This window comes from Pseudotabrizicola alkalilacus, assembly GCF_003443995.1.
Classification (GTDB): domain Bacteria; phylum Pseudomonadota; class Alphaproteobacteria; order Rhodobacterales; family Rhodobacteraceae; genus Pseudotabrizicola; species Pseudotabrizicola alkalilacus.
The window spans coordinates 466,602-489,526 of sequence record NZ_QWEY01000001.1 but is presented as its reverse complement, the minus strand read 5'-3'; the positions used below and the strand labels follow the sequence as shown (position 1 = coordinate 489,526).

The 22,925-nt window shown below is 64.2% G+C and carries 27 protein-coding genes and 1 other RNA gene; 9 read left to right on the top strand and 19 right to left on the bottom strand.

What is annotated here, in order from left to right:
• Position 1: 1 nt before the first annotated feature.
• Genes D1012_RS02400 through D1012_RS02390 form a run of 3 tightly spaced genes read right to left on the bottom strand, consistent with a single transcriptional unit; the run spans position 2 to position 2,610 of the window.
• The gene (locus D1012_RS02400; protein WP_118149712.1) at positions 2–799 is read right to left on the bottom strand and encodes a CbbQ/NirQ/NorQ/GpvN family protein; all 798 of its coding nucleotides are present in this window, start codon (positions 797–799) and stop codon (positions 2–4) included.
• Positions 796–2,148 carry a cbb3-type cytochrome c oxidase subunit I gene (locus D1012_RS02395; RefSeq protein ID WP_118149711.1) on the bottom strand — a complete coding sequence of 451 codons (1,353 nt, stop codon included), beginning with the start codon at positions 2,146–2,148 and terminating at the stop codon, positions 796–798. The genes D1012_RS02400 and D1012_RS02395 overlap by 4 nt, the downstream gene beginning before the upstream one ends.
• A 9-nt stretch (positions 2,149–2,157) precedes the next feature.
• Positions 2,158–2,610, bottom strand: coding sequence for a c-type cytochrome (locus tag D1012_RS02390; protein WP_118150036.1), 453 nt, complete (start codon positions 2,608–2,610; stop codon positions 2,158–2,160).
• A 136-nt stretch (positions 2,611–2,746) separates the two neighbouring features.
• On the opposite strand from D1012_RS02390, the gene D1012_RS02385 reads away from it, so the two are divergent.
• Both D1012_RS02385 and D1012_RS02380 read left to right on the top strand, forming a co-directional pair.
• Positions 2,747–2,956 (top strand): DUF1858 domain-containing protein, encoded by a 210-nt coding sequence (locus tag D1012_RS02385; protein WP_118149710.1) that lies wholly within the window; start codon positions 2,747–2,749, stop codon positions 2,954–2,956.
• 19 nt (positions 2,957–2,975) lie between these two features.
• The gene (locus D1012_RS02380; RefSeq protein ID WP_118150035.1) at positions 2,976–4,157 is read left to right on the top strand and encodes an NnrS family protein; all 1,182 of its coding nucleotides are present in this window, start codon (positions 2,976–2,978) and stop codon (positions 4,155–4,157) included.
• Here D1012_RS02380 and D1012_RS02375 read toward each other — a convergent pair.
• Positions 4,138–4,833, bottom strand: coding sequence for a Crp/Fnr family transcriptional regulator (locus D1012_RS02375; RefSeq protein ID WP_118149709.1), 696 nt, complete (start codon positions 4,831–4,833; stop codon positions 4,138–4,140). The two genes, D1012_RS02380 and D1012_RS02375, sit on opposite strands and share 20 nt — an antisense overlap.
• 90 nt (positions 4,834–4,923) lie before the next feature.
• On the opposite strand from D1012_RS02375, the gene D1012_RS02370 reads away from it, so the two are divergent.
• Positions 4,924–5,358: a pseudoazurin gene (locus D1012_RS02370; RefSeq protein WP_118149708.1), complete on the top strand. Its 435-nt coding sequence runs from the start codon at positions 4,924–4,926 to the stop codon at positions 5,356–5,358.
• Positions 5,359–5,440: 82 nt separating this feature from the next.
• Here D1012_RS02370 and D1012_RS02365 read toward each other — a convergent pair whose 3' ends face one another.
• From D1012_RS02365 to D1012_RS02340, 6 genes are all read right to left on the bottom strand, one after another.
• Positions 5,441–6,247 (bottom strand): SUMF1/EgtB/PvdO family nonheme iron enzyme, encoded by an 807-nt coding sequence (locus D1012_RS02365; RefSeq protein WP_118149707.1) that lies wholly within the window; start codon positions 6,245–6,247, stop codon positions 5,441–5,443.
• A 74-nt stretch (positions 6,248–6,321) separates the two neighbouring features.
• A complete protein-coding gene (nirK, locus tag D1012_RS02360) occupies positions 6,322–7,470 on the bottom strand; it encodes a copper-containing nitrite reductase (protein ID WP_118149706.1) in 1,149 nt (382 codons plus the stop codon).
• Positions 7,471–7,895: 425 nt separating this feature from the next.
• Complete coding sequence (locus tag D1012_RS02355; RefSeq protein WP_118149705.1) at positions 7,896–8,225, bottom strand: ribonuclease E inhibitor RraB; 330 nt, start codon at positions 8,223–8,225, stop codon at positions 7,896–7,898.
• 1 nt (position 8,226) lies between these two features.
• Positions 8,227–9,567: an 8-oxoguanine deaminase gene (locus D1012_RS02350; RefSeq protein WP_118149704.1), complete on the bottom strand. Its 1,341-nt coding sequence runs from the start codon at positions 9,565–9,567 to the stop codon at positions 8,227–8,229.
• A 180-nt stretch (positions 9,568–9,747) separates the two neighbouring features.
• Complete coding sequence (locus D1012_RS02345; RefSeq protein WP_118149703.1) at positions 9,748–10,548, bottom strand: inositol monophosphatase family protein; 801 nt, start codon at positions 10,546–10,548, stop codon at positions 9,748–9,750.
• Positions 10,549–10,661: 113 nt separating this feature from the next.
• Positions 10,662–11,027 carry a helix-turn-helix domain-containing protein gene (locus D1012_RS02340; RefSeq protein ID WP_118149702.1) on the bottom strand — a complete coding sequence of 122 codons (366 nt, stop codon included), beginning with the start codon at positions 11,025–11,027 and terminating at the stop codon, positions 10,662–10,664.
• Between the two features lie 342 nt (positions 11,028–11,369).
• Between D1012_RS02340 and D1012_RS02335 the strand changes: the two genes are divergently transcribed.
• Both D1012_RS02335 and D1012_RS02330 read left to right on the top strand, forming a co-directional pair.
• Positions 11,370–12,332: an NADPH:quinone oxidoreductase family protein gene (locus D1012_RS02335; protein ID WP_118149701.1), complete on the top strand. Its 963-nt coding sequence runs from the start codon at positions 11,370–11,372 to the stop codon at positions 12,330–12,332.
• Between the two features lie 272 nt (positions 12,333–12,604).
• Positions 12,605–13,969, top strand: coding sequence for a voltage-gated chloride channel family protein (locus D1012_RS02330; RefSeq protein WP_118149700.1), 1,365 nt, complete (start codon positions 12,605–12,607; stop codon positions 13,967–13,969).
• A gap of 24 nt (positions 13,970–13,993) precedes the next feature.
• Here the strand turns inward: D1012_RS02330 and D1012_RS02325 are convergent, their stop codons facing one another.
• Positions 13,994–14,869 (bottom strand): LysR family transcriptional regulator, encoded by an 876-nt coding sequence (locus D1012_RS02325; RefSeq protein WP_118149699.1) that lies wholly within the window; start codon positions 14,867–14,869, stop codon positions 13,994–13,996.
• Positions 14,870–14,979: 110 nt separating this feature from the next.
• Here D1012_RS02325 and D1012_RS02320 point away from each other — a divergent pair, with 110 nt between their 5' ends.
• From D1012_RS02320 to D1012_RS02310, 3 genes are all read left to right on the top strand, one after another.
• The gene (locus tag D1012_RS02320; protein WP_435530891.1) at positions 14,980–15,243 is read left to right on the top strand and encodes a DUF1127 domain-containing protein; all 264 of its coding nucleotides are present in this window, start codon (positions 14,980–14,982) and stop codon (positions 15,241–15,243) included.
• 147 nt (positions 15,244–15,390) lie between these two features.
• The gene (locus D1012_RS02315) at positions 15,391–16,113 is read left to right on the top strand and encodes a Bax inhibitor-1/YccA family protein (RefSeq protein WP_118149698.1); all 723 of its coding nucleotides are present in this window, start codon (positions 15,391–15,393) and stop codon (positions 16,111–16,113) included.
• Positions 16,114–16,204: 91 nt separating this feature from the next.
• Positions 16,205–16,681 (top strand): cupin domain-containing protein, encoded by a 477-nt coding sequence (locus D1012_RS02310; RefSeq protein WP_118149697.1) that lies wholly within the window; start codon positions 16,205–16,207, stop codon positions 16,679–16,681.
• Here the strand turns inward: D1012_RS02310 and D1012_RS02305 are convergent.
• From D1012_RS02305 to gatC, 7 genes are all read right to left on the bottom strand, one after another.
• On the bottom strand, positions 16,663–17,196 hold the full coding sequence (locus D1012_RS02305; protein ID WP_118149696.1) for an AAA family ATPase: 534 nt from the start codon (positions 17,194–17,196) through the stop codon (positions 16,663–16,665). The genes D1012_RS02310 and D1012_RS02305 overlap by 19 nt on opposite strands.
• A gap of 86 nt (positions 17,197–17,282) precedes the next feature.
• Entirely contained in the window at positions 17,283–17,450 is a 168-nt protein-coding gene (gene rpmG / locus D1012_RS02300; RefSeq protein WP_100197186.1) for a 50S ribosomal protein L33, read from the bottom strand.
• A 301-nt stretch (positions 17,451–17,751) separates the two neighbouring features.
• Positions 17,752–18,192, bottom strand: an RNA gene (gene rnpB, locus D1012_RS02295) — RNase P RNA component class A.
• A 12-nt stretch (positions 18,193–18,204) separates the two neighbouring features.
• Complete coding sequence (locus D1012_RS02290) at positions 18,205–18,903, bottom strand: N-acetylmuramoyl-L-alanine amidase (RefSeq protein ID WP_233516991.1); 699 nt, start codon at positions 18,901–18,903, stop codon at positions 18,205–18,207.
• Entirely contained in the window at positions 18,900–19,649 is a 750-nt protein-coding gene (locus tag D1012_RS02285) for a hypothetical protein (RefSeq protein WP_118149695.1), read from the bottom strand. Before D1012_RS02285 ends, D1012_RS02290 begins: the two co-directional genes overlap by 4 nt.
• A gap of 37 nt (positions 19,650–19,686) precedes the next feature.
• Positions 19,687–21,168, bottom strand: a complete 1,482-nt coding sequence (gene gatA, locus D1012_RS02280) for an Asp-tRNA(Asn)/Glu-tRNA(Gln) amidotransferase subunit GatA (protein ID WP_118150032.1) — start codon at positions 21,166–21,168, stop codon at positions 19,687–19,689.
• A gap of 8 nt (positions 21,169–21,176) precedes the next feature.
• On the bottom strand, positions 21,177–21,464 hold the full coding sequence (gene gatC / locus D1012_RS02275) for an Asp-tRNA(Asn)/Glu-tRNA(Gln) amidotransferase subunit GatC (protein ID WP_118149694.1): 288 nt from the start codon (positions 21,462–21,464) through the stop codon (positions 21,177–21,179).
• Between the two features lie 145 nt (positions 21,465–21,609).
• Here gatC and D1012_RS02270 point away from each other — a divergent pair, with 145 nt between their 5' ends.
• Positions 21,610–22,308, top strand: coding sequence for a metal-dependent hydrolase (locus tag D1012_RS02270; RefSeq protein ID WP_118149693.1), 699 nt, complete (start codon positions 21,610–21,612; stop codon positions 22,306–22,308).
• 111 nt (positions 22,309–22,419) lie between these two features.
• Here the strand turns inward: D1012_RS02270 and D1012_RS02265 are convergent, their stop codons facing one another.
• Positions 22,420–22,887, bottom strand: a complete 468-nt coding sequence (locus D1012_RS02265; protein ID WP_118149692.1) for a nucleoside deaminase — start codon at positions 22,885–22,887, stop codon at positions 22,420–22,422.
• Positions 22,888–22,925 lie beyond the last annotated feature (38 nt).

Here is a 22,925-nt window from a genome sequence, read left to right as displayed (position 1 = left end):
CTTAGCCATACACGCTTGCGATCACGTCGCGCAGCGCCTGTGCCACATCAGGCTCATCGGTCAGCGGTTCCACCACAGCGGCCTGCAAGGCCCGCTCGATCGGCATCCCCCCTGCGATCAGGCTGGCGGCGTAGATCAGCAAACGGGTCGAGACGCCTTCCTCCAGATCCATCCCCGACAGCGCGCGGATATGCCCGGCCAGCCGCACCAAGGGGGCCACACGCGTGGCATCCAGACCGCTTTCGCGCGCCACCACGGCCACCTCTGTTGTCGCATCGGGAAAGCCGAAGGTGATCGACAGGAACCGCTGCCGGGTCGAGGGTTTCAGCCGTTTCAGGATGTTCTGATAGCCAGGGTTGTAGCTTGCCACCAGCATGAAGCCGGGCGGGGCCACCAGTTCTTCGCCGGTGCGGTCGATCATCAGGGTGCGGCGGTTGTCGGTCAGCGGGTGCAGCACCACCGTCACATCCTTGCGCGCCTCGATCACCTCATCCAGATAGCAGATCGCCCCTTCCCGCACGGCGCGGGTCAGAGGGCCATCGACCCATTCGGTTGCCCCACCGCGCAAAAGGTAACGCCCGATCAGATCCGCAGCCGACAGGTCATCATGGCAGGCAACCGTGTACAGCGGGCGGCCCAGACGGGCCGCCATATGTTCCACAAAGCGCGTCTTGCCGCAGCCGGTCGGCCCCTTGAGCAACAGGGGCAGACCGTTGGCATAGGCCGCTTCAAACAGCGCGACCTCCTGCGCGACGGGTCGGTAAAACGGGGCCGAGCGGTCCGGGGACAAGGCGTTCATGATGCCTCTCCCACAGGTTCGGGCATCGTGTTCGGCGTGATCACCTCACGCCGCACCACGACCTGGCTGTAGATGAACAGGATCGCCCCCAGCACCACCGCAATGCCCGCCCCAAAGCGCATCACATAAAACAGACCCAGCTGGTCCTGCACATCCATGTAATAGTCGCCGACAATGCGCTGCATGTGGGTCTGGATAGTGCCCGCAAAGGTCAGCACAAAGGTCATGAACGCCATGCCGCCGGTCATCAGCCAGAACGACACCATGTTCAGCACCTGATTATAGGGCGCGCGGCCCCGCAAGAGCGGCATGGCATAGGTGATGATCGCCAGATTCATCGCAACATAGGCGCCGTAAAAGGCAAGGTGGCCATGGGCTGCGGTGATCTGCGTGCCGTGAGTGTAGAAGTTCACGCCATGGAACGTGTGCAGGAAGCCCCAGACACCCGCCCCGAAGAAGGCCACAACAGCCGACCCCAATGCCCAGAGCAGAGCGGCCTTGTTGGGGTGGGTGCGCCGCCCCTTCCAAACCATGATGAAGGCAAAAGACATCATCGCGAAGAACGGCACCACTTCGAAGGCCGAAAAGATCGAGCCGGTCCACTGCCAGTACTCCGGCAGGCCGATCCAGTAAAAGTGGTGGCCGGTGCCGAGAATGCCCGAAAACAGCGCGGTGGCGACGATGACGTAGAGCCACTTTTCCACCACTTCGCGGTCAACGCCTGTCAGCTTCAGCATCAGAAAGGCGAGGATGGCCGCCATCACCAGCTCCCATGTGCCTTCGACCCAGAGGTGAACGACGAACCACCAGTACATCTTGTCCAGGCTCAGGTTGTCGGGGTTGATAAAGGCAAAAATCCACAACAGCGACAACAGCCACAGCCCGGTCAGCAAAACCCCGGTGATCGCGGTCTTGCGCCCCGCCAGCACGGTCACCGAAATGTTCAGAAGGAAGATCACCGCCGCCACAAGGATGCCGAACTTGACCCAGAGCGGTTGCTCCAGAAACTCGCGCCCGCCGTGGATGCCGACCAGATAGCTGCCGACCGCGCCAAGCGTGCCGACGACAAGAATGATCAGTTGCAGATAGGCAAGCTTCACCGACCAGATTTCCCGCTCGGATTCTTCCGGGATCAGGAAATACGCCGCGCCGAAAAAGCCCAAGAGCAGCCAGACGATCAGCGCGTTGGTGTGGATCATGCGGATGATGTTGAACGGCAACACCTCGGACAGAGTATTGGGTGAGATATAAACCCACCCGGCCAGCAATCCGCCCAGCACCTGAATGCCGAACAGGCCCATGGCCACAAGGAAATAGGCGTAAGCCACTTTTTGCGTTTGATATTTCATGGTTTGCTCCTAGCCCGCATCCGTGGGCGGCCAGCCTTGGGTGTCTGTCTGATCGGCCCAGCGCAGAAACTCGGCCAAAGCGCGCATTTCTTCGGGGGTGATCTTGAACAGCGGCATTTGCCGCCTGCCCTCGATGCCGCTGGGTTGGGCCGCCATCCAGCCATCCAGCGTTTCAAATGCTGTTTCCGGGTCGTCCATCACACCCCACCGGGTCATGACATTCCCCAGCTCAGGCGCAAAATACGCGCCCTCGCCGTGCAGGGTGTGGCAGTTGATACAGCTGTGCCGTTCCCAGACATGCTTGCCCAGAATGACCTCGGGCGAAAGCGGCATTCCGGCGGTGGAAACATTCACGACATAGCGGTGGGAGTGGATCGTCATGGCCACGAACACCACGACGAAGAACAACGAGCCTCCGTAAAAGATGTTCCTGGCCCGTGACTTCGTAAGGATCTCTGACATGGTCGGTCCTGGCGATTGTTGCGGATAGGGCCGGATTACAGGCCCCCGTGTCGCCAAACGTTGTGCCAGCACAAAGACGAAAGACATTCGCCACCGGAAAGTGACCGCATGGCACGACTGCCAAGACGGAGGCGCGATGCGCGGGCCCAGACTGGATGACCCAGACCTATCGCTGCGGTTGGTGTTTCAACACTGGCCCGAGGTGGCCGCCGTCTTCCGCGCGCACGGGATGGCCTGCCTTGGCTGCCCCATCGCGCCGTTTCATACAGTGATCGACGCCTGCGCCGAATACGGGCTGGATGAGATCACCTTTCGCGCCGCGCTGCAGGCGGCAACCGTGGCCTGAGTTGACAAAGGAAGCCGATATGCGGTCCCATCAAACCTACACCGGCCCTGCCCTGTTCAGCTATGGGTTCCGCCCGATGTTCCTGTTGGCCGGCTGTTTTGCGGCGCTGGTCATCCCGTTGTGGATGGTAGTCTGGACCGGGCGCGTGATGCTGGACGGGCCGTTCACCCCGACCGACTGGCACATCCACGAACTGCTGTTCGGCTATACTTCGGCTGTGGTCGCGGGGTTCCTGTTCACGGCGATCCCGAACTGGACAGGGCGGATGCCGACCCGTGGCTGGCCGCTGCTGCTGCTGGCCGCCCTGTGGATGGCCGGGCGGCTGGCGGTCGCCGGGCTTTTCGGGCTGAGTCCGCTGGCGGTGATGGCGCTGGATTGCGCTTTCCTTCTGGCCATTGGCGCAATGGTCTCGGTCGAGATCATTGCCGGGCGGAACTGGAGCAATCTGCGCGTGGTCGTGCCGGTGCTGCTGTATCTCGCCGCGAATATCACCTTTCACCTTGAGGTGATACAGACCGGCACCGCCGGCTATGGACGGCGGCTGGGGTTTGCAATGGTGGTCCTGCTGATCGGGCTGATCGGCGGGCGGATCATTCCCAGTTTCACCCGCAACTGGCTGGCCAAAGCCGGGCCGGGGCCCCTGCCCCTGCCGTTTGGCCGGTTCGACGCTGCCAGTCTGGTGCTGATGCTGGCGGCGCTTCTGTGCTGGGTCGCCTTTCCCGAGGCGCAGGTGACGGGTATCGCGCTGATTCTGGCCGGGGCAGGTCAGATCCTGCGTCTGGCACGCTGGCGCGGGTGGCGGGTCTGGCGGTCCGCGATCCTGTTGATGTTGCATCTGGCCTATGCCTTCATTCCGGCGGGTCTGGTGGCGCTTGGCATGGCGGTGCTGGGCAACCTGCCCATTGCCGTGGCTCTGCACCTACTGGGGATAGGTGCCATCGGCGGCATGACTCTGGCGGTGATGAGCCGCGCCTCGCTGGGCCATACCGGGCGCGAGCTAAAGGCAGGCCGGGCGCTGACCCTGGCCTTTGTCTGTGTCCTGGGCGCGGCGCTGGTGCGCGTAACCGTGCCGTCAGAGCCGGGGCTATGGCTGGCGGCCACGCTGTGGATCGCCGGTTTCGCACTCTTTGCGGTCCGTCTTGCGCCAGTCCTGACCCTGCCGAACCCGGCCCGCCGTAACCCTACCCCGCACCCCCGCTGAGCATCACCAGACGGTGCGGCGCGGTCACTGTAATCTTGCGCCGCTCTGACAGCACGATCCCGTCCCGCTCCCACCCGCTCAAAAGACGGCTGACGGTGTGCAGCGTCGTGCCGGTCATATCGGACAGGTTCTGCCGGGTGATCGGCATGCCGATCTCGATCCCGCCTTCCACCTTGCGCCCGGCCTGCGTCACCAGCCGCAGGATGGCATTGGCGATGCGCTGTTCGACCTGCTGGGTCGCCATCTCGATGATACGGTTGTTCATTTCGCCCACCCGGTCGCCCACGACCTTGTAGGTCTCGGTTGCAAAGCCTTCGTATGTCTCGACAAAGACCGGCCACATCCGGTTGGGCCAGGCCAGCGCCACGCAATCATCCGCCGTCATCGCGGTGGCCGGATAGGTGCTGCGCCCGATGGCGGCGCCAATGCCGAACAACTGCCCCGGCGCGATGTGCAACGCGATGATCTGGTCGCCACCGGGCGTGGTCCGCACCACCCGGATATGGCCATCCAGCAGCAGAAAGAACCGCTCCACCGGCAGCCCCTCGCTGAAAACCGCCACGCCGGTATCGAACCGCAGCGGTGTCGCGGCATCCAGAATCTCGCGGATCTGGGGCCGCGAGAGCCTGCGGAACGGCGGCAGATTTACCAGAAGGCTTTCGTCGAGTTTGGGCAAGCGATGCCTCCAATGTTGTGACAGCACAACGATCCAAGGGCAAGCTTAGCCTAGAACGGGGGCAAGACCAATCACCTGAAAGGACAGGACATGTTCCCGAAACTGATCACCGCCAGCCTTGCCGCCCTTATGCTGGCTTCGGCGGCCAATGCCGAAAACTTCGAGGTCAAGATGCTGAACAAGGGGGACGATGGCGCGATGGTGTATGAGCCCGCCTTTGTGCAGGCCGCCGTGGGTGACACCATCACCTTCGTCTCCACCGACAAAGGCCACAATGTCGAGGGCATAAAAGGGATGCTTCCGGAAGGCGTCGAAGCATTCAAAAGCGGTATGGGCGATGACTATGTCCTGACCCTGACAGCCGAAGGGCTTTATGGCGTGAAATGCACGCCGCACTACTCCATGGGCATGATTGCGCTGATTCAGGCGGATGCCCCGGTCAATCTGGAAGCCGCCGCTGCCGTGATACAAAAGGGCAAGGCCAAGAAAAGGTTCGAACCACTGTTCGAACAGGTCGCGCAGTAAGGTCGCGCAGTAACACCAACGCCCGCAAGACAAAAGGCGGCCCGGTCGGGCCGCCTTTTCCTGTATCTGCAACGGTCCGACCTTAGTCCCGCACCAGCCGGAACCCCAGATAATCCGGCGGCACACCCGCGGCGCAGCCGCCCGAGCGGGCATCGCGGATAAAGTCGATGACAAAGGCCCGATGCTTGCCCTGCACAGCCCGCACGCCGCAATACGTCGACTGCGCGGTGATGCTGCTGCCATCCGCCGTCAGGGTGCCATTCTGAAAACAGGTCTCTGTCCACTCCCAGATATTGCCGGAAATGTCGGCAATCCCCAGCGCGTTCACCCCGAAATGGCCCATCGGGTGCAGCGCCAGATCGGCCTCACCCCGCAGGGCAACCTCGCGGCGGTAGCTGGCGATCCAGCGGCGCGAAGGGTCTGACCCGCTGGCCTCTTCGGCAAAACCTTCGTCAAAACCCCGCTCCGCTGCCGCCCGCAGCCATTCGGCATCGGTCGGCAAGCGCCAGACCTCGCCGGTCTGGTCAGACAGCCAGCGGGCATAAGCGGTGGCGTCGGCATGATTGACAAAGGTTTGCGCCACCCCGCTCACCCCGTTCGACGGGGCGGGGGCGCAGGCATCGGCTGCGACACATCGGGCGTAGTCGGCCTGCGACACATGATGTTTCATGATGTCCAGCGCAGCGACATCCATCTGCCCGACCGGGGCATCGACAATCCGGGTGCCCTGACGGAATTCGCCCGGCGGACGATAGGCCTGCCGGCCTGCTGCGATATGCACCGTCTCGGGCAGAGCCACTGTCGGCTCTGGCTGTGGCGTATAAAGAATGGTGCCAGTGACCAAAAGGACGACAGGGGCCAAAAGCCCGAAGGCCAGACTGCGTTTCATCACCGCCTCCAGATCATGAAAAAATGACGGGGCGGCCTGAAACGACAGGCCACCCCGCCAGCATGCGCCCGCCGCTATGGCAGCGCTGTGCGCCCTTCATGCAGAACATCATATTCGGACGGCGCGACCACCTGTTCCATCAGGTCGTTGTTCCAGTCGCCCCCGACGATCACATGCGCGGTGGCCCCCAGATTGACCGCCTCGATCAGGTTGTGATTGACATAAGCATAGACCCCCGGCTGCAAAAAGGTGTACAGCGCGGCCCCCGCCGATCCGCCCCGGATGAACCATGTCTCCAGATCGCGTTCGGGCAGGTTGTTGAACTTGCCACTCTCCCAGACCAGATCGCCATGCCCGCCGATCAGGTGCGGTCGGCTGTCGCGGTTGGCCTGGCTGTGAACAAACAGCACGGCCTCGCCCTGCTGGGCCTCCAGTGCCCTGTCGCCCGTCAGCGCGCCGACCCGCCCGTTGAACACCACATGCGACGGGATCAGCCGGTTCATCACCTCCAGCGTGTCGGCATAGCTTTCGCCCGCATCGGCAAACCGCATATAGGCACCGTCCGGCCCGCGCGGAATGTAGAAGTCATTCTCGCCGATGTAATAGATCCGGTCATAAGACACCGGATTTCCCAGATGATCCTTCAACCCGTCGCGCGGCAGCACCATGATGGCCCCCGACATGCCCGACACCACATGCCACGGAATCATCGGCCCCCCAGGCGCGCAGTGATAGACAAACACGCCCGGACGGGTCGCCTTGAACCGCAGCACCGCCTTTTCACCCGGATTGACCAGCGTGAGCGAGCCACCGCCCAAAGCACCCGTCGCCGCGTGAAAGTCGATGTTGTGCTGCATCATGTTTTCGGGCGGGTTGAACAGGGTCAGTTCGACATAGTCGCCCTCGTGCACCACCATCATCGGGCCGGGCACCGAACCGTTGAACGTCATTGCCTGTACCCAGGCATCCTCGTCGACCTGCATTTCCTTTTCGATGATCTTCAGCTCGAATTCGATGATCGCGGGCCCTTCGGTCGCCACCTGTTCATGCGGATGAACAAAGGGTGGTCTTGCCAGCTTGACCTTGCGGCGTGGCAGGCTGGACAGATCGACCGGCGCGGCGCCGGATGTGTCCATCACCTCCTCGGCCTTGACGGATTTGACAACAAAAGGGGCAGCGGCAATCAGGGCCGCGCCCAAAAGTGCAGTGCGTCGCGTGAACATCGGGCTTTCCTCATCAGTGTGGGTGTTGATGAGACTCTAGCCCTGCCCCGAAGGGCCATCGTTGTCCTGCAACAACATCCGGGGCCAACACGCTGTGCCGGCTCCAGATCATGACCGATGCGGCTGGCCATCGCTACAAAGGCGATGGGGCTGATTAGGCCAAAGGCGGCGCCCTGACACATTGCCAGCCCCCTTCTGTCGCCCGCCCACGACAAAGAGCAACCTGTCCGGGCCAGACGCAGAGAGGCCTGCGCAGGCCATCACGTCTTCCCATCACGCAGGCCGGCCGCAACCGCTTGACGCAAAATGGTCTTTCGAAACCCCGGACGGGCCGTCAGCGCGTTTTGTCGATGCACCCGGCGTCAATGGCGATCAGCACCCGAAAAGTCGGCACAGGCCCCGAACATGCCGGGGCCCGCAACCGCTCAGTCAAAGCCGAATTCCCAGCCGTCAGGCAGGAAATCATACGCGACGCCAATCTCACTCACCTTGCGCTCTTCCTCCCACACCACCTCGGGGGTGATGCGCAACGGGGTCTTGGTGGTGACGATCAGCGTGTCTTCGTCCGTGTCCCGCTGGGTGGAAAAGCCCTTGGCCTGCAACGCTTTTTCGCAAACCTTCCAGTTCGCCTCGTCGCTTTCCGCCAGCAGATAGAACTCCACCAGCGACATCTGCGGCAACGTGGCCCCGCCCTTTTTCATCTCGGCAAAACTGTCAAACGTCTCGCGCCGCTGCGCTTCGAAATCATGTGCCATGCTAGTCCCTCAGCTTGCGCGCCAAAGCGGTCTGCCGCTCGACGATCCGGGGAAGCTCTACAGTAACCATCTGCCCCCCGGCAACCACTCTGCGGCCTTCGACAAACAGATCGCGCACCCGCCCCGGCCCGCACAGCACCAGCGCCGCCACAGCGTCCCACGACCCTGCCGCCTCGATCCCGCTGATATCCCAGATCGCCACATCGGCGCGTTTGCCGGGCACCAGCGCGCCGCAATCGCCGCGCCCCAGCACCTGCGCCCCGCCCAGCGTGGCAATCTCCAGCGCCTCACGCGCGCTCATCGCATCAGCGCCACGTGCCACCCGCTGCAACAGCAGCGCCTGCCGCGCCTCATTGATCAGGTTGCCCGCGTCATTGCTGGCCGAACCATCCACGCCCAGGCCCACCGGCACCCCGGCATCGCGCATCGCGCGCACCGGAGCAATCCCCGAGCCCAAGCGGCAATTGGAACAGGGGCAATGCGCCACGCCCGTGCGGCTGCGGGCAAACAGATCAATCTCGCCCGCATCCAGCTTGACGCAATGCGCATGCCAGACATCCGGCCCGGTCCAGCCCAGATCTTCGGCATATTGCCCCGGCCGCACCCCGAATTTTGCCAGCGAATAGGCGATATCCTCGTCATTCTCGGCCAGATGGGTGTGCAGCATCACGCCCTTGTCACGGGCAAGCAGCGCCGCCTCGCGCATCAGATCGCGGCTGACCGAGAACGGCGAGCAGGGCGCCAGCCCCACCCGCACCATCGAACCCTCGGTGGAATCGTGAAACGCATCCACCACCCGGATCATATCCTCCAGAATGGCCGCCTCGCGCTCCACCAGACTGTCGGGCGGCAACCCGCCATCCGACTCGCCGATGCTCATCGCGCCGCGTGTCGGGTGAAAGCGCAGACCCACCGTGGCCGCCGCCTCGATCGTATCCTCCAGCCGCGCGCCATTGGGGTACAGATACAGATGATCCGACGACAGGCTGCACCCGGTCAGCGCCAGTTCGGCCAAGCCCACCTGCGCCGAGACAAACATCTCCTCCGGCCCGAACCGCGCCCAGATCGGATACAGCGTCTTAAGCCAGCCAAACAGCAGGGCATCCTGCCCGCCCGGCACCGCCCGCGTCAGGGTCTGGTACAGATGGTGATGGGTGTTCACCAACCCCGGCGTGACCACGCAGCCCCGCGCCTCGACCACCTCGGCCCCATCGGCGGGCAGCCCCTGCCCCACCGCCGCAACCACGCCGCCCCGCAGCAAGATATCCGCCCCCGCCAACTCCCGGCGGGTGGCATCCATCGTCACCACGACATCCGCATTCCTGATCAGAATATCACGCAAAACAGGTTCCTCCGCCCCTTCGGTGGAACCTATGGCGGGCCGACAGAAGGGGAAAGGACTCGGTCACCGCAAGAAAAGATTAGCAAAACCGGCTCACAAAACGCAAGCCATCCCATTTTCTGTCTGAAAATATCCTCAGGGGGAGAGGAGCGCAGCGACGAGGGGGCTGAAAGCCCCCTTTCACCCGTTCAGAGCCGCCAGCGCCTCGGCGTGCACCGCCGCGTTGGCCGCCGCCAGCACCTGCCCGCCCTGAGGACACGGGTTGCCCTGCCAGTCGGTCATCACGCCGCCTGCCGCCTCGATCACCGCAATCGGGGCCTGCACGTCATAGGGCTGCAGCCCGGCCTCGATCACCAGATCAATCTGCCCGGCAGCAATCAGCGCGTAGCCATAGCAATCCATGCCATAGCGCACCAGCCGCACCCTGTCGGCCACCCGGCGGAACGCCAGATGCTCCGCCGCCGTGCCCACTTCGGGAAAGGTGGACAGCATGATCGCATCTGCCAGCGGCCGCGCCGCCCGGCAGGCCAGCGCAAACTCCCCCGACGGCCCCTGCCCACGGGCCAGACCAAAGCCGCCCTCAAACCGCTCGCGGATATAGGGCTGGTCGATCAGGCCGTAAACCGGGCCGCTCTCATCGGCGACCGAGATCAGCACCCCCCAGGTCGGCGTGCCCGACAGGTAGCCACGGGTACCGTCAATCGGGTCCAGCACCCAGGTCAGGCCCGAAGTACCCGCTTTTGCGCCGTATTCCTCGCCCAGAATCGCGTCCTCGGGCCGGCGCTGCGCCAGAATGGCCCGCATCCGCTCTTCGGCAAGCCGGTCGGCGACGGTCACCGGGTCAAACCGCGCGGTTTCCTTGCTGTCCGCAAGCAAGCCCGGCTTGCGGAAATGCAAAAGCGTCGCCTCACGCGCGGCATCTGCCAGCGCATGCGCGGTTGCGATCAGATCACGATGAAACTCTGTGTTCAGATTGGCCATGAAGTCCCCGATTCACACGGGGCATGCACGCCCCCGGCATGACAGGCGCTACCGCCGCCCCATGCCGGGGTCAAGTTCAACATCGTCAGGTCCGGGCCAACTGTGGCCCGGCCTCAGGCCGCTTCGCTCAGCACGCGGGCCAGATCGAACAAACGGCGGCGCTGCGCTTCGGGAATCGCATAATAGGACCGCACCAGTTCCAGCGCTTCCTTATCGGCAAAGAAATCGCCAGCGGGTGCAGCGGCGGGCACGGAACCCTCTGCCGACAGGCCCTCAAAGAAGAACGAGATCTGCACACCCAGCGTCTCGGCGATATCCCACAGGCGGGACGCGCTCACGCGGTTCATGCCGGTTTCGTACTTCTGGATCTGCTGGAACTTGATCCCGACCTTATCCGCGAGTTGCTGCTGGGTCATACCCACCATCCAGCGGCGATGGCGGATCCGTTTCCCAACATGGGCGTCGACTGGGTGTTTCATTTGACTCTCCGACTCTGTAAGTCCCCTACATATACACAAGCAACTCTTGTGCCAACGCAACGAAATTTCCGTTCATGCCAAGATTTTTACACAGTCTGCCCCTTGTGAACCCGATTACGCTGCCTGAATTGCACAACTGACCAAAATTGGCCCCGGCTTACCTGCAGAAGAATACGCAAGCCAGACACTCGCGCCCAGCGTGTTTTGCATTTTGCTTTGCATTTTGCGACGGATTTGCAGATTGGCGGGTAATGCGGCTCCGTCAGCCCTGCGACTCGCTTGCCACTGGTTCCGCCTGCCGCCCCGCATTAGTCTTGCCTCAGCCCCCCAAAGGATACCCTGATGCGCGCCTGGCAGATCGACAGCCTCTCCACCCCCGCCCGCCTGATTGACGCCGCCCTCCCGACCCCGGCTGCGGGTCAGGCGCTGGTGCGGATCCACGCCTGCGCGCTGAACTTTGCCGATCTGCTGATGGCCGAGGGCAAGTATCAGTCAAAACCGCCGCTGCCATTTACTCCAGGGCTGGAGCTGGCGGGAGAGGTCGTGGCCCTTGGCCCCGACACCACCGGCCCTGCCCCCGGCACCCGCGTTGCCTGCTATGCCGGGCATGGCGGGCTGGCCGAATATGGCGTCTTTCCCGCCGACCGGCTGATCCCGGTTCCGGGTGCCATGCCCTATGACCATGCCAGCGCCTTTCTGATCGCCTACGGCACCTCGCACCTCGCGCTCTGGCACAAGGCGCGCCTGCAGCCCGGCGAGACGCTGCTGGTCACCGGCGCGGCAGGTGGTGTGGGGCTGACGGCGGTGGAGGTCGGCAAACGCATGGGGGCACGGGTTATCGCCACCGCGCGCGGGGCGGAGAAGCTGGCGGTGGCACGGGCAGCCGGGGCGGATCACCTGATCGACAGCGACGTGCCCGATCTGAAGGACCAGCTCAAGGCGCTTGGCGGCGTGGATGTGGTCTATGATGCGGTCGGTGGCCCCGGCTTTGACGCCGCCCTGCGCGCCACCCGCCCCGATGGCCGCCTGCTCTGCATCGGCTTTGCCGGGGGTGAGGTGCCAAAGCCCGCCGCCAATATCCTGCTGGTCAAGAATATCTCGGTCATCGGCTTCTGGTGGGGCGCTTACCTTGACTTTGCGCCGCATCTGGTCACCCAAAGCCTTGCCACCCTGATGGGCTGGTACGCCGAGGGTGGCCTGCGCCCCCATATTTCGCACCACCTGCCGATGGAGGCCTTGCCCGAAGGGCTGGCCCTGCTGCAGGGGCGCAAGGCGACGGGCAAGGTGGTGATCGGGATCGCGTGACGGGTGATGGCAGAGCCCGTGCCCACTGTGTTACACAGGCTCGCACCCTTTGAAATCAACCCCTTGGCATTTGAGATTAGGGATTTGTTTACGTTTGCCCGCAACTGACCCAAAACAGTTGCGTACGCCTTCCTCCGGCGTGACCGCTCTGCGCAGAACGCCGCAAAGGCCCGCGCCAGCCAAAGCCGGGGCTTGTCCGCCAAGATGGGGCAGGTAAGACAAAACGGCGGTCCATCTGGCACAAGACTGCACCTAACGGCGGAGACACGGGTATGCGCGATCACGGCTTTTTTCACCGGCAAGGGCGCAAGCTGTCCCGTCTGGCATTCTGGCTGGCGGTTCTGGTCCCGCTGTCGGTCGCGGTCGGATCGGCGGTCGCGCTGTTTCTGTGGTCGCTGGAATGGGCCACACAAACCCGCTTTGATCTGCCTTGGCTGATCTGGCTGATGCCGGTGGCGGGCTTTGCGATGGTCTGGGCCTATCAGCGGTTTGGCGGCGCGTCGGGTGGTGGCAACAGCCTTATCGTGGATGAAATCCACCAGCCCGGCGGCGGCGTGCCGCTGCGCATGGCGCCGTTTATTCTGGTCTCGACCGTGCTGACCCATCTGGTCGGCGGCTCTGCCGGGCGCGAGGGGACAGCGGTGCAGATCGGCGGCGCGCTGGCCGGGGGGCTGGGGCGGCGGCTGTCTCTGGAGGCGCCGTCGATGCGTATCCTGCTGATCTGCGGCATTGCGGCGGGGTTTGGCGCGGTCTTTGGCACGCCGCTGGCGGGGGCGATCTTTGCGCTGGAGGTGCTGATGATCGGGCGCATCCAGTATGATGCGCTGTTGCCCGCGCTGTTGGCCGCGCTGGTGGGTCACTGGACCGTGCTGGCCTGGGGCGTCGGTCATGTGCATTACGAGATCAGCTTTATCCCCAGCGAAATCACCGGCTGGTTCGGCGTCGACATCCTGCTTTATGCCAAGGTCGCGGTGGCCGGACTGGCCTTTGGCCTCTGCGCCCGCGCCTTTGCCGAGGCGTCGCATGGGCTGACAGCGCTGTGGACGCGCTTTGTGCCCTATGCGCCGCTGCGCCCTGTCATCGCCTCGGCGCTGATCATCGGGCTGGTCTACGCGCTGGATACCCGCGCCTATCTGGGCCTTGGCGTCTGGAGTGCGATCCCCGGCGATCCCACACTGACCGGTTTTCTGCAACCGGGCCTGACCGATTACACCAGCTGGTTCTGGAAATTCCTGTTCACCGTCATCACCCTGTCTGCCGGGTTCAAGGGCGGTGAGGTGACGCCGCTGTTCTTCATCGGCGCAGCGCTTGGCGTGGCACTGGGCGCGCTGATGGGCGTGCCCACCGACCTGATGGCCGCCATCGGCTTTGTCGCGGTCTTTGCCGGGGCGACCAACACGCCGCTGGCCTGCATGATCATGGGGATCGAGTTGTTCGGCGCCACCCATGCCGTGCCGTTGGCCATCGGCTGTTTCACCGCCTATGCCGCCTCGGGCCATGCCTCGATCTACGGCACACAGCGGATCGCGGTCGCCAAGACGCGTGTGGGCTGGACACCCGACCCCACCCTGCCGCTGCACCAGTGGCGCAAATCCCGCCGATCCTGCCCTGCCAAGGACGACTCTGCCAAAGACTGACGCTGCGCGCAGCGCCCGGACTGCTTATCCCACCGCCCGCACCACGCCGCGCGCCTGATACGCCCGCTGGATCATCGCCGCCATTTCCAGCACCGCCGGGCTGTGCGCCGGATCGGCGACATAGAGGTTGACCTTCATCCGCTTCAGGTCGGGCAAGGTGCCGCCATGGCTGATCCGCTCCACATAGGGCGGCTCCGATCCGGCCAGCACGGTATGCACCGCCAGATCGGCGCTGACGCTGGCCTCGATCGTGCGGGTGCTGTCGCTTTCCACCGCCATCTGCCAGGCGATGCCCGCCCGGTCCAGCGCCGCCTGCACGCCCTGCCGGAAGATGCAGTTGTGCTCATAGGCCAGCTTCAGCGGCCGCCCCTTCCACGCCACACCGCCCGGTGCCCCGACCCAGACCAGCGGCAATTCGGCCAGCGTCACCCCGCCCGGATCAACCCCGTCTTCGGTGGTCAGAATAATGTCACACTCGCCCCGGCCAAACTGGGTTTTCAGCACGCGGGTAAAGGAGGAAATCAGCGACACTTTCATCCGGGGAAAGCTGCGGGCAAAATGCTGCAACACCTGCGGGATCACCGGATAGACGATGTCATGCGGAACCCCCAGCACCACCTCGCCCTCATGCGGGTCGCGCGTCAGCCGCTCCATCACCTCGTCGTTCAGGGCCAGCATCCTGCGCGCATAGCCCAGCAACTGCTCCCCCGCCGCTGTCAGCGCCACCTGCCGGCCCGAGCGGTCCAGCACGTCGACCCCCAGCATCTCTTCCAGCCGCTTGATCTGCATCGACACCGCCGATTGCGTCAGGTTCAGAAACCCCGAGGCCCGCGTCACCCCGCCCGCATCGGCCACCGCCACAAAAGACCGCAGCGCGGTCAGGTCCAGATTGCGGGCCATATCACAAATCCTGATGTGAGAGTTCAAAAGCATTCACTTTTCTAATGTTGATGATTCGGCTATCAGAGGCAAGTGATTTGAGAACGCTGCGCGCTTCGTCACAGTTGATGATGACCCTGAAAGGAAAGACCATGTTTGCCTCGCTCCACACCGCCACGATCGCCACCCGGCGCGTGCAGTCGGCTGGCAGCGCCCCGCGCCTTTTGACGCTCGTGCGCTCGGCCCTTGCCGCGCACCGCCAGCGCCAGTTTCTCGCCCGGCTCGACGACCGCACCTTGGCCGATATCGGCCTGACCCGTGACCAGGCCGTGACCGAGGCCGAACGCCCGATGTGGGATATTCCCGCCAACTGGAACGGCCGTATTCTGGCCTGACCGACACCTATCGCCGAAAACTCTGATTTTAGGCACCGCTATGGACCGGAAATCCTTGAAACCGGCGGCATCCTTGCCGATATTAAGACCATAAAATCCCGTGCGGACGAACCGCGCGGGGCATGGGGTCAATTCGGAGGCTATCACATGGCTGACTATACAACGATCCGTACAGCCGGCGCAGGTGTACGCGCCGCCCAGCTGGACGAGGGCCTTCGCGCCCACATGAACAAGGTTTACGGGCTGATGTCCGTCGGCATGGTGCTGACGGGCGGCGTGGCCTGGGCTGTTGGCACCAATGACGCGATGCTCGCCGCTATTTTCGGCACCCCGCTGAAGTGGCTGGTGATGTTCGCCCCGCTGATCATGGTGTTCGCCTTTGGCGCGCTGATCAACCGCCTGTCCGCTGCGGCAGCACAGCTGTTCTTCTACACCTTCGCCGCGCTGATGGGCCTGTCGATCAGCTATATCTTTGCCATCTACACCGGGATCTCGATCGCGCAGACCTTCTTTGCGACCGCAATCGCCTTTGCCGGCCTGTCGCTCTATGGCTACACCACCAAAAAAGACCTCTCCGGCATGGGCACCTTCCTGCTGATGGGTCTGATCGGTCTGATCGTGGCCTCGATCGTCAACATCTTCCTCGGCTCATCGGCGCTGCAATTCGCCATCTCGGTGATCGGCATCCTGATCTTTGCCGGCCTCACCGCCTATGACACGCAAAGCATCAAGAACGAATACATCCAGCATTCGATGTCGATGGATCAGGAATGGCTCGGCAAATCCGCCATCATGGGCGCGCTGCGGCTCTACCTCGACTTCATCAACATGTTCATGTTCCTGCTGTCGTTCATGGGCAACCGCGAATAACACGATAGAAACTGACTGCGACAGGGCCGCCTCCGGGCGGCCCTTTTCTTTTGCCCACGCCCCGGCCATCCTGCCGCAAAGGAGAGCCGCGATGCCCCACTTCCCGCTTGCCGAAGCCCTGACCGACAGCTCTGACGGGACCGACTCCGCCAGCGGCCCCTACCGCGCGCTGCTGTTGTCCGACACCGGCGACCTGACCCAGTTCGGCGCCTTTATCGAAATCCTGCCCCCCGGCTCCGCCTCTTCGCTCAAGCACTGGCACGCGCATGAGGATGAGATGATCCATATGCTGGCGGGTGAGGTCACGCTGGTTGAGGGTGACACCACCACCTTCCTGCGCCCCGGCGACACCGCCACCTTCAAGGCGGGTACGCCGCTGGGCCATTGCCTGCACAACCACAGCATAGCCGAGGCTCGCTATCTGGTGATCGGCACCCGTAGCCCTGCGGACGTGGTCACCTACCCCGACCACGACCGCGTGCTGCACGTCACCCGCAGCCCGCTCCAGCGCCGCTATACCGACCTGCAGGGCCAGCCCGCCGACTCGCCCTATCGCACCCCCGACTGATCGCCAAAGCCGCGCACAAACCGCCGCACCGCGCGCGCCGAGGTCAGGCGCACCCGCTGCTTGCTCGCAGGGGCGTTGTCCCACAGCCGCTGGATCCCCGCCCGCGAGGTGTGGCGCGTGCGCCAGATAAAGCGCCAGAACGGCAGCGTTTCGCGGTGAAACCCCTCCGGGCAATCGGGGGGCAGGTCGGGGCGATTGCGGCCCTGATAGCGCAGCGTGCGCCACACCACCCGGCCGAATCGCAGCCAGAGCGGCAGATCCAGCCAGATCAGCATCTCCGCCCGCGCCAGCCGGTTGGTCCAGGTCGCCGAATGCCCGCCCTCAAAGATCCAGGCCTCACCCGCCTCGGCCGCGTGGCACAGCCGGGTCTTCTCATCGCGCGGCCGCTCGATCCAGCCCGGCATCCAGTGGATGTGATCAATATGCACCACCGGCAGCCCGGACTGTTCGCCCAAGGCCCGCGCCAGCGTCGATTTCCCCGACCCCGGCTGGCCGACGATCATAATACGATTCATGGCATGATGCGCCGCATCGCCTGCTCCATCGCTTGAAATGCAAAAGGCCGCCCAAAGGCGGCCCTCAGACACGGGTCAGCAGGATCTTACTTGATCTTGCCTTCCTTGTACTCGACATGCTCGCGCTTGACGGGGTCGTATTTACGGACCGTCATCTTTTCGGTCATGGTCCGGGCATTCTTTTTGGTGACATAGAAATGCCCGGTGCCAGCCGTCGAGTTCAGACGGATCTTGATCGTCGCCGGTTTGGCCATAGTCGTCTCTCCTGCATCGGGGAAACACCGTTGCCCCGCGAAATCCTTGAAGCCCGCCTTTTACCCGTGCGCACCGCAGAGTCAACAGCCAAACGCGAAGTCCCCCGATCTTCTTCAGATTCAATGGAGCGCGCGATGCGCGCACGCTGTTTTCCCGCCTCTGCGGCGGTGCCGCAACCGGCGGGCAGACTGCCTCCGGCGGGGATATTTTCAGACAGAAAATGCACATTTTCTGTCTCTAAATATCCTGGGGGTGAGGCGAAGCCGAGGGGGCAAAGCCCCCTTGCAACGCTGGCAAGAATTGCGCGGATGGCCTGTAAGCCGGATTCTGTCCAAGGCTTTCGCCTCTGGATGACCATTCCTCTGCCGCACCTGTTACCAGATGCAGTCAAGCTGCCAACCCGGGCCTTTGGGCTGAAGCGTCCCTGTGGAGGTCTCTGCTGTCGCCTCGGGCTTGCGCCTTTGACCGTCGCAGACCTTTCCACACAAGGCCCCTATTCGGCATTGCTCCGGGTGGGGCTTGCCGTGCCGGTCCTGTTACCAGTCCCGCGGTGGGCTTTTACCCCACCGTTTCACCTGTTCCCTGCCGCGCGAGAGGCGAACCTCTCAAACAACAGGGAAGTCTGTTCTCTGTGGCGCTTTCCCTGGGGTTGCCCCCGCCGGGGGTTACCCGGCACCCTTGCTTCATGGAGTCCGGACTTTCCTCGAAGGCTTGCGCCCCCGCGGTCATCCAGCCATCCGCGCGTTGCGGGGCTTACGCCTGTGCGGCGGGGGCGTCAACGCCAAAGCGCAACGCAAGGGCGGCGGCCAGCGCGGCATCGGTTGGCGTGACCGGCCCGGTAGCATAGGGCCGGAAGCGCCAGCGAAAGGCCCGCAGCACCAGATCTTTGCTCAGGGCCGGGTAGCCAAAGCGGCGTGCGGATGACAGGAAGTCGGGCGCGGGATCGGTCCCGGTCAGGTCAGGCCAGACCGACAGGCCCTGCCGGGCCAGTCTTTGCCAGTCAAAGCGCGGGCCGGGGTCGGATTTGCGGTCGGGGGCCATGTCGGAATGGCCGATCACCCGATGGGCCGGAATCTGCCAGCGTGCCATGATGCCTGCCAGCAGGGCCTCCAGCGCCGCCATCTGCGCCTCGGGAAACGGCTCATTGCCGCGATTGTCCAGCTCGATCCCGACGGAATGCGAGTTCACATCGGCAATACCCGCCCATTCCCCCGCGCCCGCGTGCCAGGCCCGCTTGTCCTCGTCCACCAGTGCCTCCGCCGCGCCATGACGCGAGATCAGCCAATGCGCCGAGACCTCTGCCGCGGGGTCACACAGCCGCGCGCGGGCGGCGGCGCAGCTTTCCATCGCGGTGTAATGGATGACGATCAGCGACGGGGTTACCCCGCCGCGCCGGTCGGAGGAATTCGGCGACGGCCACTGCGCACCCGTTCCGGGCGACAGCCTGCTCACCGCAGCCGGTACGGGCTCGGATCCCAGGCGCAGGCGTAGCCGTCGCCATCGGGGTCCAGCCCCAGCCGGTCACGCTCTGGCCCGCCGCGCGCCAGAAACGCCTGTTGCGCCAGATCGGGCGAGGCATAGCCTGCGCATTTGCCCGCCGCATTGCCCGCGCCAAACGACGACCGCTTATACAACTGCGTGCCGCGCGGGTGGTTGGTGGCCAGCGCGTAATCGACAATGTTCGGCCCGGCATCACCCGGTCGCACCGGCAACGCGCCGGGCTGGATCACCTGATACTGCGCGCGGTTGCGGTCGATGCGGGCGCGGTCACTCTCAATCGTCTCACGGCTGGCGACGGCGTCAAAGTCATTCTCGTCCGAGATCCGCGCGCCGCCGCCCAGGCTGGCAATCCGCGCCGCCTCGCCGGTTTCTTCGCGGATGCCCGCAGGCGCATTGCCGCGCGGGCGGATGGCCGACGTATCGCCGCCCAGTGCCGGGCTTGCCCCGATCACCGACCCTGTCACCGGCCCCGTCGCAGGTGCGATGCCGCCCTGCCCGTCGGCCCGGTCAATCGCAGCGCCGATCTGGTCGGGCGAAAAGCCCGGCGTGACAATCGCTTGCGGACGCCCCGCCGCTGCATCGCGGTCGCGCATATAGGAATTGTAATCCTGAAACCCGACCCCGGCGCCGCTGTCGGGCACCGCAGGCGCGCAGGCCGCGATCGTCAAAGGCAAAAGCAAAATCAGGGAAACGCGCATGATCTGACAGACCCAAATGTGAATTCAACCGCCGCAATTACCACCATTTCGCCGGTTTGGCCACAAAGCCCGCAGCACGCTCCAGCACATAGGCGTGATTGAGCAGATCCGCCTCTTCCCATGGCCGTCCGATCAGTTGCAGCCCCAGCGGCAGGCCCTTGGCATCCAGCCCGACCGGCACCGCAACCCCCGGCAGACCTGCGAGGTTCAGCGTCACCGTGAACACGTCGTTCAGATACATCTCGACCGGGTCCGCCCCGCCCTGCTCGCCCAGACCAAAGGCCGAAGACGGCGTGGCCGGGGCCAGAATCGCATCAATCCCTGCCGCGAAAGCCTGTTCAAAGTCGCGCTTGATCAGCGCACGCACCTTGCGCGCCCGGTTGTAGTAGGCGTCATAGAACCCTGCCGACAGCACATAGGTGCCCGCCATGATCCGGCGCTGCGTCTCGGGGCCAAAGCCTTCGGCGCGGGTCTTTTCATACATCTCGGTGATGCCATCGCCCTGCGCCAGCCTGGCGCGGTGGCCATAGCGCACCCCGTCATAGCGGGCGAGGTTCGACGACGCCTCGGCAGGCGCGATCACGTAATAGGTCGGCAGCGCATATTTTGCATGTGGCAGCGAGATATCGACAATCTCGGCCCCGGCATCGCGCATCATGTCCATGCCGCGATCCCACAGTGCGGCAATCTCGCCCGGCATCCCGTCCAGACGATACTCACGTGGAATCCCGATCTTCTTCCCGCGAATATCGCCGGACAGTGCCGCCTCGAAATCAGGCACCGCCAGATCGGCACTGGTCGAATCCTTGGCATCATGCCCGGCCATCGCGCCCAGCATGATCGCCGCATCGCGCACCGACCGGGTCATCGGCCCGGCCTGATCCAGCGATGACGCATAGGCCACCACACCCCAACGCGACACCCGCCCATAGGTCGGCTTGATGCCGGTGATGCCGCAGAACGCCGCAGGCTGGCGGATCGAGCCGCCGGTATCGGTCCCGGTCGCGGCCAGACACAGATCTGCCGCCACCGCCGCCGCCGACCCGCCCGACGAGCCGCCCGGCGTCAGCTTGCGCGCGTCCACCTTCCAAGGGTTCACCGCAGGACCGTAGCACGACGACTCGGTCGACGATCCCATCGCGAATTCGTCCATGTTCAGCTTGCCAAGGCAAACCGCCCCCGCGCCCCACAGCTTGGTGGTCACCGTCGATTCGTACTCGGGCTTGAACCCGCGCAGAATGTTCGACCCGGCCTGAGTCGGCACGCCCTTGACCGCAAACAGATCCTTCACGCCGATCGGAATGCCGCACATCGCGGGGGCATCGCCCGCCGCCAGCCGCGCATCCGCCGCCCGCGCCTGCTCCAGCGCCAGCTCCGGCGTTTTGTGGACAAAGGCGTTCAGCCCGTCGCCCGCATCTATCGCGGTCAGGCAGGCCATGGTCAGATCGACCGCCGTCACGTCACCCTTGCGCAGCGCATCGCGCGCCGCCGCAATCGTCCAGCCGTTTGCACCCGTCATGTTCGCGCTCATTCCACCACCTTCGGCACGGCAAAGAACCCCTCACGCGCATCGGGCGCGTTTTTCAGCACGGCGGCCTGCTGGCTGCCATCCGTCACCTCGTCCACCCGGCGCTTCAGCCGCATCGGCGTCACCGATGTCATCGGCTCTACGCCCTCCACATCCACATCCTTCAGCTGCTCCATGAACCCAAGGATCGACGACAGCTTTTCGGCCAGAGCGGGCAGATCGCCCTCTTCCACCCGGATACGGGACAGTTTCGCCACCTTGCGGGCGGTGTCGATGTCGATGGACATTTTGGGCCCTTTCCCTGCAATAACCCGCATCGTTTAGCCCCGCGTCTTTCAGGCTGCAAGCCCGCGCATCTGCCCCGGCCCTTGTCAAAGCCGCGCGCAGCGCTCAGTTTCCCTGCAACACATCACAGAACAAGGGGCGCATCCCATGCAGATCATCTGGCTTGGCCATTCCGGCTTTCGGATCGAAATTGAAAACGCTGTCCTGCTGATCGACCCATGGCTCAACGGCAACCCGTCTTTCCCTGATGCCCGCCGGGCCGAAGCGCTGTCGGGCGTCACCCATATCTTTCTGACCCATGCGCATGGCGACCACGCATCCGAGGCGGTGAAACTGGCGCAGGAAACCGGCGCCGCCGTTGCGGCGATTCACGAGCTGGCGACATGGCTCACCGCGCAAGGCGTGGAAAACGTCACCGGCTTTGGCAAGGGCGGCACGCTGGATGCGGGCGGCGCCAGGATCACCATGGTCAATGCCACCCATTCCGCCAGCATCGACTTTGCCGATGGCACCCTGATCCCCGGCGGCTCAGCTGCGGGCTTCATGATCGCCGGTGAGGGGCAGGTGATCTATGTGTCGGGCGACACTGACATCATGGCCGATATGGACTGGATGGCCGATTATCACAAACCCAGCATCGGCATTCTAAGCTGCGGCGGGCATTACACCATGGATATGGCGCGCGCCGCCTATGCCGCCCGGCGGTATTTCAACTTCAAGACCGTGATCCCCTGCCATTACAAGACTTTCCCGATCCTCGCGCAGGATGCAAATGCGCTCAAGGCTGGCCTGCCGCCCGGCGTGCGGCTGGTCGAACCAGAGGTACTGGAGCCGATCCGGTTCTGATTGCCCCGCCGCTCACAGGTGGTGCACCGACGTCAAACGGTTAAGATTTCCTTGAAATCCATGGGTCAAGCCCCTGATTTCAAAGGGAATCGAAACTTGTAACACAGGGGGTCACACCCCCCGCCGCCCGGCAAAGAACGCCCGCAACAGCCCCTCTGCCTCGCCCGCCCCGATGCCATCATAAACCTCTGGCACATGATGGCATTGTGGGTGGGAAAACACCCGCGCGCCCACCGCCACGCCGCCGCTCTTGGGGTCCGAGGCCCCATAATACAGCCGCCCCACCCGTGCTGCCGCGATCGCAGCGGCACACATCGCGCACGGCTCCAGCGTCACATACAGATCATACCCCACCAGCCGCTCTGACCCCGCCAACCGGCAGGCCTCGCGGATCGCCAGCACCTCGGCATGGGCGGTCGGATCGCTCAGCTCCCGCGTCCGGTTCCCCGCCCGCGCGACCACTGCGCCCCCCGGCGACACCACCACCGCTCCCACCGGAACCTCGCCGCGCCGCGCCGCCGCCCGGGCCTCTTCCAGCGCCAGCTCCATAAAGGAGGTAAACCCGCGTTGCTCTTTCATCCTGGCTCAAATACTCTCGGGGTCAGCCAATCGGGTTC

Excerpts from the sequence above, each read along its gene's own strand:
- D1012_RS02400 (WP_118149712.1), bottom strand. The coding sequence starts at position 799 with ATGAACGCCTTGTCCCCGGACCGCTCGGCCCCGTTTTACCGACCCGTC.
- D1012_RS02395 (WP_118149711.1), bottom strand. The coding sequence starts at position 2,148 with ATGAAATATCAAACGCAAAAAGTGGCTTACGCCTATTTCCTTGTGGCC.
- D1012_RS02390 (WP_118150036.1), bottom strand. The coding sequence starts at position 2,610 with ATGTCAGAGATCCTTACGAAGTCACGGGCCAGGAACATCTTTTACGGA.
- D1012_RS02385 (WP_118149710.1), top strand. The coding sequence starts at position 2,747 with ATGCGCGGGCCCAGACTGGATGACCCAGACCTATCGCTGCGGTTGGTG.
- D1012_RS02380 (WP_118150035.1), top strand. The coding sequence starts at position 2,976 with ATGCGGTCCCATCAAACCTACACCGGCCCTGCCCTGTTCAGCTATGGG.
- D1012_RS02370 (WP_118149708.1), top strand. The coding sequence starts at position 4,924 with ATGTTCCCGAAACTGATCACCGCCAGCCTTGCCGCCCTTATGCTGGCT.
- D1012_RS02365 (WP_118149707.1), bottom strand. The coding sequence starts at position 6,247 with ATGAAACGCAGTCTGGCCTTCGGGCTTTTGGCCCCTGTCGTCCTTTTG.
- nirK (WP_118149706.1), bottom strand. The coding sequence starts at position 7,470 with ATGTTCACGCGACGCACTGCACTTTTGGGCGCGGCCCTGATTGCCGCT.
- D1012_RS02355 (WP_118149705.1), bottom strand. The coding sequence starts at position 8,225 with ATGGCACATGATTTCGAAGCGCAGCGGCGCGAGACGTTTGACAGTTTT.
- D1012_RS02345 (WP_118149703.1), bottom strand. The coding sequence starts at position 10,548 with ATGGCCAATCTGAACACAGAGTTTCATCGTGATCTGATCGCAACCGCG.
- D1012_RS02340 (WP_118149702.1), bottom strand. The coding sequence starts at position 11,027 with ATGAAACACCCAGTCGACGCCCATGTTGGGAAACGGATCCGCCATCGC.
- D1012_RS02335 (WP_118149701.1), top strand. The coding sequence starts at position 11,370 with ATGCGCGCCTGGCAGATCGACAGCCTCTCCACCCCCGCCCGCCTGATT.
- D1012_RS02330 (WP_118149700.1), top strand. The coding sequence starts at position 12,605 with ATGCGCGATCACGGCTTTTTTCACCGGCAAGGGCGCAAGCTGTCCCGT.
- D1012_RS02325 (WP_118149699.1), bottom strand. The coding sequence starts at position 14,869 with ATGGCCCGCAATCTGGACCTGACCGCGCTGCGGTCTTTTGTGGCGGTG.
- D1012_RS02320 (WP_435530891.1), top strand. The coding sequence starts at position 14,980 with ATGACCCTGAAAGGAAAGACCATGTTTGCCTCGCTCCACACCGCCACG.
- D1012_RS02315 (WP_118149698.1), top strand. The coding sequence starts at position 15,391 with ATGGCTGACTATACAACGATCCGTACAGCCGGCGCAGGTGTACGCGCC.
- D1012_RS02310 (WP_118149697.1), top strand. The coding sequence starts at position 16,205 with ATGCCCCACTTCCCGCTTGCCGAAGCCCTGACCGACAGCTCTGACGGG.
- D1012_RS02305 (WP_118149696.1), bottom strand. The coding sequence starts at position 17,196 with ATGAATCGTATTATGATCGTCGGCCAGCCGGGGTCGGGGAAATCGACG.
- rpmG (WP_100197186.1), bottom strand. The coding sequence starts at position 17,450 with ATGGCCAAACCGGCGACGATCAAGATCCGTCTGAACTCGACGGCTGGC.
- D1012_RS02285 (WP_118149695.1), bottom strand. The coding sequence starts at position 19,649 with ATGCGCGTTTCCCTGATTTTGCTTTTGCCTTTGACGATCGCGGCCTGC.
- gatA (WP_118150032.1), bottom strand. The coding sequence starts at position 21,168 with ATGACGGGTGCAAACGGCTGGACGATTGCGGCGGCGCGCGATGCGCTG.
- gatC (WP_118149694.1), bottom strand. The coding sequence starts at position 21,464 with ATGTCCATCGACATCGACACCGCCCGCAAGGTGGCGAAACTGTCCCGT.
- D1012_RS02270 (WP_118149693.1), top strand. The coding sequence starts at position 21,610 with ATGCAGATCATCTGGCTTGGCCATTCCGGCTTTCGGATCGAAATTGAA.
- D1012_RS02265 (WP_118149692.1), bottom strand. The coding sequence starts at position 22,887 with ATGAAAGAGCAACGCGGGTTTACCTCCTTTATGGAGCTGGCGCTGGAA.